The 14201-nt window shown below is 55.6% G+C and carries 13 protein-coding genes and 1 pseudogene; 6 read left to right on the top strand and 8 right to left on the bottom strand.

From position 1 onward, the window contains the following. Nucleotides 1-231, top strand: a pseudogene (locus tag B2T33_RS10905) (DL-methionine transporter permease subunit); the annotation flags it as partial. Nucleotides 232-319: 88 nt separating this feature from the next. After that, nucleotides 320-1120, top strand: coding sequence for a MetQ/NlpA family ABC transporter substrate-binding protein (locus B2T33_RS10900; protein ID WP_286792005.1), 801 nt, complete (start codon nt 320-322; stop codon nt 1118-1120). Between the two features lie 122 nt (nt 1121-1242). Here B2T33_RS10900 and B2T33_RS10895 read toward each other — a convergent pair whose 3' ends face one another. Then, the gene (locus B2T33_RS10895; RefSeq protein WP_286792004.1) at nt 1243-2544 is read right to left on the bottom strand and encodes a calcium-binding protein; all 1302 of its coding nucleotides are present in this window, start codon (nt 2542-2544) and stop codon (nt 1243-1245) included. A 225-nt stretch (nt 2545-2769) separates the two neighbouring features. Between B2T33_RS10895 and B2T33_RS10890 the strand changes: the two genes are divergently transcribed. After that, complete coding sequence (locus B2T33_RS10890; RefSeq protein ID WP_197145302.1) at nt 2770-5010, top strand: autotransporter domain-containing protein; 2241 nt, start codon at nt 2770-2772, stop codon at nt 5008-5010. A gap of 83 nt (nt 5011-5093) precedes the next feature. On the opposite strand, the gene B2T33_RS10885 is transcribed toward B2T33_RS10890, so the two are convergent. Next, nucleotides 5094-6131 (bottom strand): helix-turn-helix domain-containing protein, encoded by a 1038-nt coding sequence (locus B2T33_RS10885; RefSeq protein WP_286792003.1) that lies wholly within the window; start codon nt 6129-6131, stop codon nt 5094-5096. Between the two features lie 255 nt (nt 6132-6386). Continuing rightward, on the bottom strand, nt 6387-8294 hold the full coding sequence (locus tag B2T33_RS10880) for an ABC-F family ATP-binding cassette domain-containing protein (protein ID WP_286792002.1): 1908 nt from the start codon (nt 8292-8294) through the stop codon (nt 6387-6389). A gap of 427 nt (nt 8295-8721) precedes the next feature. Between B2T33_RS10880 and ndk the strand changes: the two genes are divergently transcribed. Further along, nucleotides 8722-9144 carry a nucleoside-diphosphate kinase gene (gene ndk / locus B2T33_RS10875; RefSeq protein ID WP_008891250.1) on the top strand — a complete coding sequence of 141 codons (423 nt, stop codon included), beginning with the start codon at nt 8722-8724 and terminating at the stop codon, nt 9142-9144. Between the two features lie 91 nt (nt 9145-9235). Here the strand turns inward: ndk and B2T33_RS10870 are convergent, their stop codons facing one another. Next, on the bottom strand, nt 9236-9373 hold the full coding sequence (locus B2T33_RS10870; RefSeq protein ID WP_114129841.1) for an aa3-type cytochrome c oxidase subunit IV: 138 nt from the start codon (nt 9371-9373) through the stop codon (nt 9236-9238). A 331-nt stretch (nt 9374-9704) separates the two neighbouring features. Between B2T33_RS10870 and B2T33_RS10865 the strand changes: the two genes are divergently transcribed. Then, nucleotides 9705-10259, top strand: coding sequence for an AAA family ATPase (locus B2T33_RS10865; protein WP_238538715.1), 555 nt, complete (start codon nt 9705-9707; stop codon nt 10257-10259). 54 nt (nt 10260-10313) lie between these two features. Here B2T33_RS10865 and B2T33_RS10860 read toward each other — a convergent pair whose 3' ends face one another. The 4 genes from B2T33_RS10860 to purM form a co-directional block, all read right to left on the bottom strand. Beyond that, complete coding sequence (locus tag B2T33_RS10860; protein ID WP_197145299.1) at nt 10314-10442, bottom strand: aa3-type cytochrome c oxidase subunit IV; 129 nt, start codon at nt 10440-10442, stop codon at nt 10314-10316. A gap of 143 nt (nt 10443-10585) precedes the next feature. Continuing rightward, nucleotides 10586-10969, bottom strand: a complete 384-nt coding sequence (locus B2T33_RS10855) for a hypothetical protein (protein WP_286792001.1) — start codon at nt 10967-10969, stop codon at nt 10586-10588. A gap of 179 nt (nt 10970-11148) precedes the next feature. After that, on the bottom strand, nt 11149-11823 hold the full coding sequence (purN, locus tag B2T33_RS10850) for a phosphoribosylglycinamide formyltransferase (RefSeq protein ID WP_286792000.1): 675 nt from the start codon (nt 11821-11823) through the stop codon (nt 11149-11151). Next, the gene (purM, locus tag B2T33_RS10845) at nt 11811-12884 is read right to left on the bottom strand and encodes a phosphoribosylformylglycinamidine cyclo-ligase (RefSeq protein WP_286791999.1); all 1074 of its coding nucleotides are present in this window, start codon (nt 12882-12884) and stop codon (nt 11811-11813) included. Before purM ends, purN begins: the two co-directional genes overlap by 13 nt. Before the next feature lie 358 nt (nt 12885-13242). Between purM and B2T33_RS10840 the strand changes: the two genes are divergently transcribed. Then, nucleotides 13243-14201 (top strand): DUF2066 domain-containing protein (locus B2T33_RS10840; RefSeq protein ID WP_286791998.1); only part of this gene is annotated, 959 nt, incomplete at its 3' end.

Here is a 14201-nt window from a genome sequence, read left to right as displayed (position 1 = left end):
CCGGGCATCATTCACGGTCTGACCCTGACCGCGGTGACCCTGATTGGCTATTCCGCGATGGTCGGCGCCGTTGGTGCCGGTGGGCTTGGCGATCTTGGCATTCGTTATGGCTATCAGCGTTTCCGCCCGGATGTCATGGCGGCGGTTGTCATCACGCTGATTGTCGTCGTGCAGGTCGTGCAAAGCTTTGGCGATTATCTGGCGCGCAAGGCCGACAAACGCAACATCTGAGCATCTCATCGAACAAAATCAGAATGTGAGGATTACTCACATTCGCCAAATTCCCGCACAAACCCAAATGAAATCAAGGAGTTTTACAATGCGGTTTTTCCTTAAACTGACGGCGGCTGTCGTTCTGGCATCCGCACTCACCGGTCAGGCACTGGCCAATGACGCGATCAAAATCGGCGTTACCCCGGGTGCGCACGAAGAAGTCATGGAAGAAGTCGTCAAGGTCGCGGCCACCAAGGGCTTGGACATCGAACTGGTCAGCTTCTCGGATTATGTCATTCCGAACCAGGCGCTTGATGATGGCGATCTCGATGCCAACAGCTTCCAGCATGTGCCGTATCTTGATAACCAGATCAAGGATCGCGGGTATGAGCTTTCGGTGGTGGGCTACAACATCCTGACCCCGATGGGCATTTATTCCAACAAGATCAAAAGCCTGGATGAACTGGCAGACGGTGCCGAGGTCGGCATTCCGAACGATCCGACCAATGGCGGTCGTGCGTTGCTGGTCCTACAGTCCCATGGCCTGATCAAGGTTGATCCGGCGGCGGGCCTTGTGGTCAGTCCGCTTGATATCATCGAAAACCCGAAGAATATCAGCTTTGTAGAGCTTGACGCCGCACAGCTTCCGCGTTCGCTGGATGATCTGGATGCGTCGGCGATTAACACCAACTATGCGCTGGAAGCCGGTCTGAACCCGATCAAGGATTCGATTGCGATCGAAGGCAATGACAGCCCGTATGCCAATGTTATTGTTACCCAAACCGCGCGCAAGGACGAGCCGTGGGTCAAGACGCTGGTTGAAGCTTACCACGATGATGCGGTGCGCAAATTCATCGAAACCAAGTATGAAGGATCGGTCCTGCCGGTATTCAAGCTTCCTGAATAATCATCGCGATTATTCAAAATAATTGAAAAGTCCCGCAGGAAACACGTCCTGCGGGGCTTTTTTTATGTCCCGGTCAGACCGCACCCAAAATCCAATTGTATGAGGATTTGAGTTCGCCCGATTTAGACATCGGCAAACAGGACATGATCAGCGGCCAGATCATCCTTGTCGGTGTCTTCGATGATCACGCCAAATGTCCACGGATCGCCATTGCTGAAATCGACATAAAGATCATCGCCGGTCTGGGTGGTGTGATCAAGGAAGCTGTCGAAATCCGTGATGCCGGAGCGTTCCTGAAGGTCGCTTGTCAGAAGCAGGGTATCTGGATGATTGCCGGTTTCATCGCTGTCACCGGTTTCAAACCCGACAACCCGGTCACGACTTGAGGCCTCGGCATCGAAAACAAAGGTATCGTTGCCGCTATTGCCTTCGAGCCAGTCATTGCCGGCCCCGCCCGACAAAAGGTTGTCACTGAAAACCGGATCACCAAGGGGCCCGGCGCGCAGCGTATCATGCCCTTCGCCGCCATAAAGCGAGACGTCATACCATTCGCCGGTGAGCGTATCATTTCCGGCTTCGCCATGGATGTTTTCGCCGACAATGACGTCATCGCCATCGCGGCCATAGATCGTATCAATCCCGCGATTGCCGACAAGACGGTTGTCGCCTTCATCGCCGATGATCAGGTCGCCCTGATTGCTGCCATCGACGTTTTCGATGCTGATGAAATGATCGCCGGTGCGGCCCGTGCCGGTTTCAAGATTAATGACCGGTTGCGGGCCATATTCGCCATATGGCGCATCATTGCCCCAACCGGCGATATAGCTGATGGTGTCAATCCCGTCACCACCATCAAAGATATTGGTGCGGTCCTCGGAAAAGTCGGTGCTGGCCGCGGCATAGAAGATGTCATCGCCGCCTTGCCCCTGCATCACGTCACTGTCATCGGTGCGATTGTAGTTTTGGTAGAAGGCGTTTTTGCCGTCATCGCCGATCAGCACATCGCCGTAGGTCGTATCGCGGATATCCTCGATATTGCTATAGCGGTCGCCTTCGGCATCTCCGCCAAGCCCGATGCCGGTCGTGAGATTGACGTAAACGCCCTGACCCGAGGGGGCTTGCGTGAAGCCGAAGGTGATTTCATCGCGACCGGGGCCGCCATCAATCACATCAGCACCCGATCCGCCATTGAGTTCGTCATTGCCCGACCCGCCAAACAGCGTATCGTTTCCGGCACTGCCATTGATGTCGTCATGTCCGGCACCGCCATCAAGCGTGTCATCACCAAACCCCAGCTCAAATAGGTGATCGTTGCCGCCAAGGGCCTCAACATAATCGTCGCCCTCGCGTCCATATATCCTGTCGTCCTGTTCTGTTCCGATAATCGTGTCGTTGCCGTCGGTTCCATAGATGTTGTCAACCATGACCATCTCCTGCGTGGAATGCCTTTACCCCGGCAATCCAAGGTTGCGGCGGAATTTTGGCGACTTGATGACCGGTTGCCGACGGCGGTGTCAGATTACGATCACCAAATCTGCTTTTGGCGGGCCGGGACGCTGGTGCCAATGATTTGGGATGGTCAGTCAAAACGGAAGACAGGGCGGCGTGTATTGTTCCCCCAACCAATTAAGTGTCGGTAGGGGATATCAATGTCGAAGGGGTTTGGGTGGCTGGGTTTCGGACCCGCCTTTGGGGTGGTTGTGATCATCGTGCTATTTGCGGCGGTCATTGGGACACGGGCGCAGGCCGCAGAATTCACCGTAGCCAGCGGTGTCACCGATACGGTTGCCAAAACCCTGACCGCCGGGGAAACCGGATTGGTGGAGCAGGGCGGAGTTCTTAATGTGACGACTGGCAGTGCTATCACTGCCAGTGGTGACGCGGTGAAAGCGACCAACAACGGCACGATTTCGACCGCAGGGGGCGGGGGAAGCGGCATGCTTGGTGATGCCACCGCGACCAATGCCCGGCTTGTCAATAATGGAACAATATCAACAGACGGACTTATCGACAGGGGGATTTACGGCCAAGGTGCCAACTCCACCCTAATCAATCGCGGCACGATCACGACAAGCGGAACCACTGGAGTCGGGATCCTGAGCGGCGGGAGCAATTCGACGCTGTTAAATAGCGGGACGATCACGACAAGCGGAAACAATGCAAGCGGCCTGACCAGTAGCGCGGGAGATGTAACATTTGTCAATAGCGGTACGATCACGACCAGCGGAAACGGTGGAATTGGGATCCTGAGCGGCGGGAGCAATTCGACGCTGTTAAATAGCGGGACGATCACGACAAGCGGAGGAAATACAAGCGGCCTGTCCAGTAGTGGGGCAAATGCGACATCTGTCAATAACGGCACGATCACGACCAGCGGAAATACGGCACATGGTATCAACAGCACAGGCAGTAATGCGACACTTGTCAATAGCGGGGTGATCACGACCAGCGGAACTGCTGCGGCTGGCATGAGGCATTTAACTGGCAATAACGCCACACTGGTCAATAGCGGCTCGATAACCACCCAGGATGGTGATGGAATTGCAGTATCAGGCAGCAGCAGCACCATTACGGTTACCGGTAGCGGATCCGTTACCGTATCGGGCACGGGAAGGATCGGGATCAGATCCTCTGGGGCCAACGGGACGATCAATGTCAGCGGGACGGTGATTGCGACCGGTGGTGCGACCCAGGCGATTTTGGGGGGGAGCAACCAGACGTTAAACATCAAGCCGGGCGCGACGATTGTCGGGACGATTGATCTTGGCGGCGGCACCAATGCGGTCAATATCGATACATCTGCCGGGGCGCGGTCATCGACCCTGACCATCGCCAATGCCGGTACGGTGAATACAGCGGCGGGCGGTGACGGGATTGTCCTGCAAAGCGGATCGACGGTGGTGATTGTCGACCCCACCGGGATTGCGGCCAACCGGGCGGCACTGGGAACGACGACGGTCGGCATTCATCAGGCGGTCAGCCGGCAACTGGCACGATCAAACAAACCACAACCGGTTGTGGTCGCGGCCAGTGACCTTGAACCGGGTATGTTATATGCGCCGAAAAAGCCGTTTGTCTGGGGACAGGTTTTTGGCAGTTATTTGTCGCACGGGGATGACGGGGCGAATTTGGGGTATCGCAGCCGGGTTGGCGGTGCGGTTGGCGGATATGAAAAGCCGATTGATGACCACAGCATCGGTGTGTTTGGCGGTGTGTCTGTTGCCGGGATGAAAACCGACGAGGCATCACTTGAAAGTGACAGTAGCGGGTTTTTTGTTGGCGGGTATGGTGAATATGTGGTTGGCGACTGGGCGATTGATGGGGCCATGGTTGTCGGGTATCAGCGCCATCAGGATGAACGTCTTGTGGTCGATAACCTTCAGGGCGAGGAAACCGCGCAATCAGATTACAACAGCGTCTATATCAGTCCGTCACTGGCGGTGATCCGGTCGATTGATCTTGGCAGGGGCATAGAGCTGCGCCCGTCCGCAGAGGTGAATTACACCTATGGCTATTATGATGCATATCGCGAAACCGGCACGACATCGTCGAACCTGAGCATCGATGCCCATGCTGTGGATGTGATCAATGGCCGTTTGCAACTGGCTGTTCGTCAGGATCTTGAGGATGGCGCGGGCGAGATGGAACTGCGCGGCGGGATGAAATACAGCTATTTCGGGCGTGACAGCGTTGATGTTGGCCTGATTGATGGCCCGCTTGTCCGGTATCAGGGAAGCGGGGAGACATCATCGCATGGTGGCTTTGTTGGCGGGAATTTGCGCTATGACCTTGATCGACAGATGACATTTGTTGCCGATATCGAACTGGGCCTTGCCACCAGCGATGAGCGCACGGCATCGGGTTTTGTGGGTCTGGAATACCGATTCTAGAGCAATTTCCGTTTCGATCTAAACGGAAATTGCTCTGGGCTCAGGAATGGCGGCATGGGCGGCGTGGCCTTGTGCCCTGGCCGTCAGAGCTGTCGGACCCAGTTTGGCAAACCGGCAGCGTAGGCGGCGGATGAAGCTTCGGTGGCTTGATACCGGTTGCGGGCAGCCAGCGCATCGGCGCGGACCTGACTTGGCGTAATTTTAAACTTGGCGCGAAAAGCGCGGCTGAAATGGGATTCACTGTTAAAGCCGCAATCAAAGGCGATGGTGCTGATGTTTTTGTGGCTGTAACGATGCTGGGACAGTAATTGCAGGCTGCGCTGCAGCCGGCGATCCCACAGATAGTTGGCCACCCCGCCATGGGGTGCGAAAATGCGGTATATCTGAGATCGGGACATGCGGAAAGTTTGCGCAAGGCTTGCCGGAGTCAGGTTTTCGGAAAGATTGGCGTCGACATAGCGTGATATGACTTTTGCAAGGGCAATTGATGTTGGCGTGTCGACGGCATCGGGCATCATGCTTTCGCGCCCAAGGCATCCTTGCATCAGGTTGAGGGTTCCGTGCATCGCACTGCCCGCCTGATGGGTGGTCATATCCGGGATGCTGTCCCACAAGTTCAGGAAACCGGTCGCCATAAAGCGGATCATCGGGTTATCGCCAGATAATTTCAAACCATGCAGCGGGGCAAGCATATCGGATATTTCCGGGCGCAGTTCCCGTGGCAGAACAAGTGTGAGGTTTTCAAAGTCGGTGTTGATCATGTCGTGGGGCTGATCAAGGTCAATGATCAGCATATCGCCCGCGACAATGTGCTGGTTGTCGCTGGTAACGCCGCCGCCCTTGCAAAAGAGCTGGACCAGAATGTGGTCCATATTGTCATGGATAACCCGGTTGCTGTCGCGTGTGAAACGCTGGGTTTGTGACCGGGTTACACCAAAAACGGCGTCTCCGAGGTCGCAAACATCAATCCCGGCGCGGACATTTGCAGGTTGTATTGCGTCATCGGGCATCGAAAGATCGAAGAATACCCCGATATTTTCCTGCCAGGCATCAAAGCGGTGGCGCGGATCAATATCCCTTGTATCGAAATTTGATACCGGAACCGGTGTCGGGGTTGTCAATTCGGGGTTCTTTCATGTCAAAGGCAGAACCAGAAATGATGACAAGAAATCGCCCGCCCTTTGAAATCGGACTAAATCATCGGTTGATGTAATCCGTTATTTTTTAAATGAAAAAGGTGATGTTCACAAGCGCTTATGGCCGATGCCGACGCGTTGGTGCTTGGCATCAGGCGGGCGCGTATGGCTTAGATGGATTCCCGCTTGCGCGGGAATGACGGGCTTTCAAGGTGCGGGGAATAGGCGGGGGATGGCGGATCACGCCACCATCGCGTCATATTCTTCCTGCTTGTCGAGCCATTTCTGTTCGACCATGGCAAGGTCGTTTTCGATCTGGCCGAGTTCCTTTTGGATGTCGGCCAGTTTTTGGGCGTTGGCGTCTTCGTAAAGGGTCGGGTCGGCCATTTTTTCTTCGATGCCGGCTTTGCGTTCGGAAAGCTTTTCCATCTGCTTTTCGAGCTTTTCGACTTCGCGTTTGATTGGGGCTGCCACTTTGCGTTTTTCAGCCGCCTGCTGGCGTTCGGCCTTGCGGTCGCGTTTGGCGGGTTTGCCATTGCCGTTGCCGTCTTCGCCGCCGTTTTTGTTGGCACGGCGTTCCATGCGCGCACGATCGAGAAGATACTGGCGGTATTCGGCAACGTCGCCGTCAAAGGATGTGACCGTACCATCAGCCACCAGAACCAAACGATCCGCACAAGCTTCGATCAGATAGGGATCGTGGCTGATGATGATCACAGCCCCTTCATAGGCGTTGAGCGCGTGGTTCAGCGCATCGCGGCTGTCGATATCAAGGTGGTTGGTCGGCTCGTCGAGGATGAGCATATGCGGGGCATCAAGCGTCATCAGCGCAAACAGCAGACGCGCCTTTTCCCCACCAGACAGGTCCTTGACCTTGGTGTCGCCTTTGGCCCCTTCGAAGGCAAAGCGGCCAAGCTGGGCGCGGACCTTGTGTTCGATCACATCAGGCATCAGGGATGCCATATGCTGATAGGGTGTTTCATCGCCGCGCAGCTCGTCGGTCTGGTGCTGCGCGAAATAGCCGATGCGCAATTTGTTTGACGCATGTTTTTCACCTGACATCAGCTGTAGGCGATCAGCCAGAAGCTTTGCCAGGGTCGATTTACCGTTACCATTGGCTCCCAGAAGGGCAATGCGGTCATCCATATCAATGCGCAGGCTGATATTGCGCAGGATCGGTTTGCCTTCTTCGTAGCCGACATCGCCATCATGGATGTTGATCAGCGGCGGTGGCAGTTCCTTGGGGCTTGGGAAGTCAAAGGAAATGCCGCGATCCTCGACCACCGGGATGGCCGGGCCCATTTTTTCAAGCATTTTGACGCGGCTTTGTGCCTGTTTGGCCTTGCTGGCCTTGGCACGGAAGCGGTCGATGAAGGATTGCAGATGCTTTTGCTGGGCGATCTGTTTTTCGTAATGCTTGGAGGCCAGTTCCATCTGTTCGCGGCGTGTCTTGGCGAATTTATCGTAATTGCCGCCATAAAGTGTCACGGTGCCGTCATGCAGATGGGCAATCGATTTGACCACCCGGTTGAGAAGATCGCGATCGTGACTGATCAGGATAATCGTGCCGGGATAGTTGATCAGATAGTTTTCAAGCCAGATGGTGGCTTCGAGATCAAGGTGGTTGGTCGGCTCATCGAGCAGCAGCAGATCCGGGCGCAGGAAAAGGGTGGCCGCCAAGGCCACACGCATGCGCCAGCCGCCCGAGAAATCATCACAGGGGCGTTGTTGCGCATCGCCGTCAAAACCAAGGCCGGACAAAATGGCGGCAGCCCTGGCCTCGGCGGTATGGGCTTCGATATCGGCCAGACGTGTATGGACCTCGGCAATGCGGTGCGGGTCGGTGGTGGTTTCGGCCTCTGCCAGCAAATCGGCGCGTTCGGTATCAGCCGCCAAAACGGTTTCAAGCAGGGATCGCGAACCTGACGGGGCTTCTTGCGATACAACACCCATGCGGGCGCGCTTGGAGAGGACAATATCGCCGCCATCGCCGGGCAGGTCGCCCGAGATCAGTTTAAGAAGGGTCGATTTCCCCGCACCATTGCGCCCGATCAGGCCGACCTTGTGGCCATCAGGGATGGTCAGCGATACCCGGTCAAGAATGACACGTCCGCCAATGCGATAGGTGAGGTCGGTAATTTGCAGCATTTTCGGTTGGTCTCTTGAACTGGTTTGCGGGCGCTTTGGGCGCAGTTTAGGGGGAATCGCAAGGATTTCTGTGCTTTCAATAGGGCAGGAGCGTGTTTGACGCAAGGATTCTTCAAATTGTCATGGCTGGTGTGATTTCGATGACAGATCCGGGCAAAACCGGCGCTAAATCGCAGTTTCATGCCTTTTGGGGGCGTTTTGCAGGCGAAACGGGTGAATGCAACGGCTGCAGGTCTGGTTTGCAGCGGTAGAACTATGTGTTGCGTTGCGATCCAACCCCGTTTATATAGCGCCAACCTTCGGGTCTGTGGATGATAAGGGCGGTCTTTGGTACCGCCTTTATCTTCCGCAGGCCCTTTGTACTCGGGGGGCTTCTTGGGGGCCCTCTTTGGGGGTAACGAATTTTTACAAAGCTTAGGTGAAACCAATGGCTGTCGAACGCACTCTTTCGATCATCAAGCCGGACGCAACGCGCCGCAACCTGACTGGCAAAATCAATGCCGTCATCGAAGAAGCTGGCCTGCGCATTGTCGCACAGAAGCGCGTCGCTTTGACCCGCGCTCAGGCTGAAGGTTTCTATGCAGTTCACAAAGAACGTTCGTTCTTTGGCGAGCTGGTAGACTTCATGGTCTCTGGCCCGGTTGTTGTCCAGGTTCTCGAAGGCGAAGATGCCGTCGTTAAGTACCGCGAAGTAATGGGCGCAACCAACCCGGCAAATGCCGAGGAAGGCACCATCCGCAAACAGTTTGCAGAATCCATCGAAGCGAACTCGGTCCACGGTTCGGACTCGCTCGAAAACGCTGCAATCGAAATTGCATATTTCTTCGCTCAGACCGAAATCGTCGGCTAAGCCAAGAATACCGAATTACCGGTTCTTCCGGCCTAAAACGCCCCGCAATCTGCGGGGCGTTTTTTGTTGGGAAATTTGGAAATCTATTGCGTCAATCGATCAGGAATGCGGCCATCAGCAGCAGGAGAACCCCGATCGAGATCACGCTCCAGAGCATGAATTTTGTCCAGTGGTGCCAGCCTTCCTCGTGGTGGTGCACCAGGCCTTCGTCGTAATCGCTTCCTTGCATTGTTTCCTCCCTGTTGTTGGGACCATTGTTTGGTTTGCTGTTATCACGCAAGACAACAAGGTGATGGTAGCGCAAATCAACTCAGGGGTGAATTGCTTTGATGTTGTTGACTGTTTTCATCTGTTCATCCGGATGGACAAGGTGGTGTTGCGTGTGGCAGTATTTGCGGATGGAAAACGTTTTGACCCAGAAATCGGTACGAATTTTTACCGCCTCTCATAGAGTGGCGGGGTAGCGACGTTTTGACCAAATGAGACCCACCCGCCGGCGAGGCGGGTTTTTTGTGGCTGTCTCCCGGCCAGACCAGCGATGTGCAATCCGGGAGATGACAATGACCAAGCCCCTATCAGCGTTACAACCAACCGAGCGATCCTTGATGCCGAAAGATGGTGCCAAGGTCGGAACCCTTCATTTGCTGTGTGGCAAGATTGCCGCGGGCAAATCAACCCTTGCCGCCGAACTGGCGCGCAAGCCGGGCACGGTTCTGATTGCCGAGGATGAATGGCTCTCGACGCTTTTTGGTGATCAGATGTGCTCGGTTGCGGATTATGTCCGGCTATCGGACAAATTGCGCAGCGTGATGGGGCCGCATGTGGCGATGGTGCTGCGTGCGGGTGTTTCGGTGGTGCTTGATTTTCCGGCCAATACAGTCGGCCTCAGGCGCTGGATGCGGGGCATCGTTGAGGATGCCGGGGCCGATCATGTTTTGCATTATCTCGATATGGACGATGATGTGTGCATCAACCGTCTTCGGGTGCGCAACCGGGCCGGAAGCCATCAGTTCGCCGCCAGTGATGCGCAGTTCCATCAGATCAATGCAGCCTTCGTCCCGCCGAGTATGGAGGAAGGGTTTAACGTTGTGCGCTATGAGACAGATACGCTTTGAGCATAAAAAAAGCTGCCGGAAAACGGCAGCTTTTAGTTTTTCGCAACAGGCAAATCACAGAAGGAAAATTGCCATCAACACCAGAAGGGCAATGATCGAGATGGTGCCCCATTTCACGAAGTTGGTGTAGCCGTGATAGATGCTGACATGGGTTTCGGTGAGTTCGTAATCGTTACCCTGCAAATTTGCCTCCTTGGATTGGATATTTTGGGATTGTTCAAATGTATATCCACGAAGTTGATGCAGTGCAAGAAGCAGATTAACCATAGATGTTAGACGTTTGACCCATTTCACATCCGTGCGGCTTTGTGTTTGATGCCAAGGAGTTACTGGATGCTTGATTTGCAGCCATAGGGCAGGAAGGTGCCCGATAGCCCGTGGCTCATCATCGCAAAGGACATCTTGTTGGCATAGTCGAGTTCCGTCTTGGATTTCGGGCAGGCATAGGCGCGGCCGGCACAGCCATTTTCGATATAGTCTTCTTCGGCCTTGGCAAATTCGGGGCTGAGTGCGCCGCGCGGAATTTCATCGAGCATTTCATCCCGGGTTTCCTGATAGACAGCGCATTTTTGCGCCCGCCAGGATTTCTCACCGGTTTGCATATCGGCCTTGTAAGACTCCAGTTCTGGATCGGAATCGGCCACTGCGGGACTGGTCAGCATGGCCAACAGCGCGAGGGGGATAATCAGTCCTAAGAGCTTGCGCATCATGATATCGGTTTTCCGTGGCGGTGGTGGCATTCATTGATCCCATAACAGCATCAGAATGCGCAAAGATTATGACCCCGGTTTGCGGATCTGGCAGCAGGCCACGAAAAAGGCGGGGCACATGATTATGCCCCGCCTTTTTATGCGTTTAGAAACCTGCGCAGCCAGCGCCAAAGGTTCTTTCATCCGGGCTCGAGCGCCGGGTTGATTTCGGCAAAGTCGGCTTGCGGTGCGTCGGCCACCGTTACGATGCCCTTGGCATCGACCGAAACGCGGCCTTCGGCGATCCAGCGGATGACCTGCGGGTAGATGCGGTGTTCCTGTTTAAGGATGCGCTGCGCCAGCTTATTTGCATCGTCGCCCGGCAGGACCGGAACGACGGCCTGGGCGATGATCGGGCCGCTATCGACTTCGGGCACGACGTAATGCACGGTGCAGCCAGCAAACTTCACACCGGCATCAAGGGCGGCCTGATGCACACCAAGACCCTTGAAGCTTGGCAGAAGCGACGGGTGGATGTTGATCAGTTTGTCTTTCCAGCGGGTGACAAAGCTTTCACTGACCAGACGCAGGTAACCGGCCAGAACGACAAGGTCGGCACCGCTTTCTTCGATCAGGGTGCTTACGGCATTGTCATAGGCCTCGCGCCCGCCGGGATAGCCCTTGTGCGAGATGGCCTCCGACCGGATGCCAGCCTTGCGGCCACGTTCGAGCCCGCCCGCATCAAGCTGGTTGGAAAAGACCAGCACGATTTCGGCCGGGTAGTCGGGCGCATTACAGGCATCGATGATGGCTTGCAGGTTGGACCCGCCGCCTGAAATCAGAACGGCGAGCTTCAACTTGTTTACTTTTCCCATGAAGGGCCCATGTTTTTGATCACAACCTGCGGGCCATCGCCAGCACGCGGGCCGATGACGCCGATCTGGCTGACGGTTTCGCCGTGCTCGCGCAGGATGGCTTCGGCCTCATCGGCTTTGTCCGCCGGAACAACCACGCACATGCCAATGCCGCAGTTAAAGGTACGTGCCATTTCGGTCGCCGGAATGCCGCCCTGTTTGGCGAGCCATTTAAACACCGGAAGATATTCCCAGGTGCTGGCATCAAATACAGCCGTCAGGTTTTCGGGCAGAACGCGCGGGACGTTTTCGGTCAAACCACCACCGGTGATATGGGCAAGTGCCTTGACCAGACCGGCCTTGTGCGCGGCCAGACAGCTTTTGACATAAACCTTGGTCGGCTCAAGCAGGGCTTCGCCAACGGTCTTGCCCGGTGCGAACGGGGCTTCGTCGGCGTAGCCAAGGCCCGCCATATCGACAACCTTACGGACCAGCGAATAGCCGTTGGAATGAACGCCACTGGATGCGAGGCCAAGGATAACGTCGCCCTCGGCAACGCTGGAGCCATCAAGCAGTTCACCGCGTTCGGCCGCACCGACCGCAAAACCGGCCAGATCATATTCGCCGTCAGCATACATGCCGGGCATTTCGGCGGTTTCGCCACCGATCAGTGCACAACCCGCCTGTTTGCAGCCCTCGGCAATGCCGCCAACGACACTTGCGGCGTTATCGACCGACAGCTTGCCGGTTGCGAAGTAATCGAGGAACAGAAGCGGTTCAGCGCCCTGCACGACGAGGTCATTAACACTCATGGCGACAAGATCGATGCCGACCGTGTCATGTTTGTCAGCCAAAAAGGCGACTTTGAGCTTGGTGCCGACACCATCGGTGCAGGAGACCAGAACCGGGTCGTTATATCCGGCAGCCTTCAGATCAAAAAGGGCGCCAAAGCCGCCAAGACCACCGGCAACACCGGAACGGGTTGTTGCTTTTGCAAGCGGTTTGATTCGTTCGACAAGGTCATTCCCGGCATCGATATCGACACCGGAGTCCTTATAGGTAAGGCCGTTAGAGGTGGTCATTTCGGGGTCCCTGGCATCAAACATGCATGAATAAAAGGCGGCAAAACCGCGTTTTTCATCAGCACGTATCGACGTCCAATCGACGGGCAACTGTCGTATTGCGGTCCGGGTCGCAGGGAACCTGCTGTTTGACCAATCCGCCTTACTGACGCCTTTAATCAGATATAGAGGACAAAGCGATCCTGCTGATAAAAAACGCGGGCTTGATAATTTCCGCTGGGCCGAAAATACTCAAACGCGGGCAATATGCAATGATCACCTGCGCATGACAGAGTTTTCTTTGCAGAATGCGTTCAACATGCCACAAAGAGCGTTATAGAATAATGCAACAAGACACGATTAGGGCAAAGAGGCATACGTGCTTACTTCATTGAAAAACATCAAGATGTGGGCGGGTGCCGCCACCGTAGCAGCCATTATGGCCTTTCCGGCAGCGGCACAGGACATTTTCACCGTCAGCGGTGTGCATGTTGACGAGCGCGCCGAAACCGCGGCTGCTGCGCGCGAGCGTGCACTTGAAATCGGTCAGCGCAAGGCGTTTGAAGAAGTGGTTGCCCGCTTGACCCTGCCCGAAGATCGCGCCGGACTTGCGACACCGGAAACATCGGTGATCACGAACATGGTGCGCGATTTCGGGGTGTCGAACGAAAAGACATCATCCGTGCGCTATATCGCGGACATGACCGTGCGGTTTAAGGATGACGAGCTTCGCCGGTTCTTGCGGTTCCGCGATATTTCATTTGCCGAATTGCAGTCCAAACCGGTGATGATCGTGCCGGTCTATCGCACGAATAATTTCGTCAATCTGTGGGATGATCCCAATCCGTGGCGCGATGTCTGGGCGCGCAATATCGCGACATCGGGACTGGTGCCGATCAAGGCGCCGATTGGCGATCTGACCGATATCAGCACTGTCTCGGCCGAGCAGGCCGAAAGCGGATCGATGGAACGTCTGTCCCAGCTTGCCAAGCGTTATGGCGCGGATGTGGCTGTTGTGGCCAGTGCCGAGGTCAGCGGGCCAGAAGGCGGCGAGACGGTTGATGTCTCTGTCACCCGCTATGAACCCAATGGCGCACCGCAGATTTTCGGTGTGCAGGAAAAGACGCAAGCCGGCGAGACATTGAATGAAACACTGGTACGCGCCGCAAAGTCGGTGCAGGAGCAACTGGCTGATGGCTGGAAACGCGCCAACCTGATCAATTACAGCACGGGTGGCAACCTGATGGTGTTTATCCCGATTACCGGTCTTGCGGACTGGGCGGGGATCGAGAACAAGCTGATCGGGCTGCCGGTGGTGCGCAATTCGCGGGTGATTGC

The sequence above is a fragment of the Thalassospira sp. UBA4513 genome, assembly GCF_002388495.1.
Lineage (GTDB): Bacteria > Pseudomonadota > Alphaproteobacteria > Rhodospirillales > Thalassospiraceae > Thalassospira > Thalassospira tepidiphila.
This window is presented reverse-complemented; position numbering and strand designations above follow the sequence as displayed.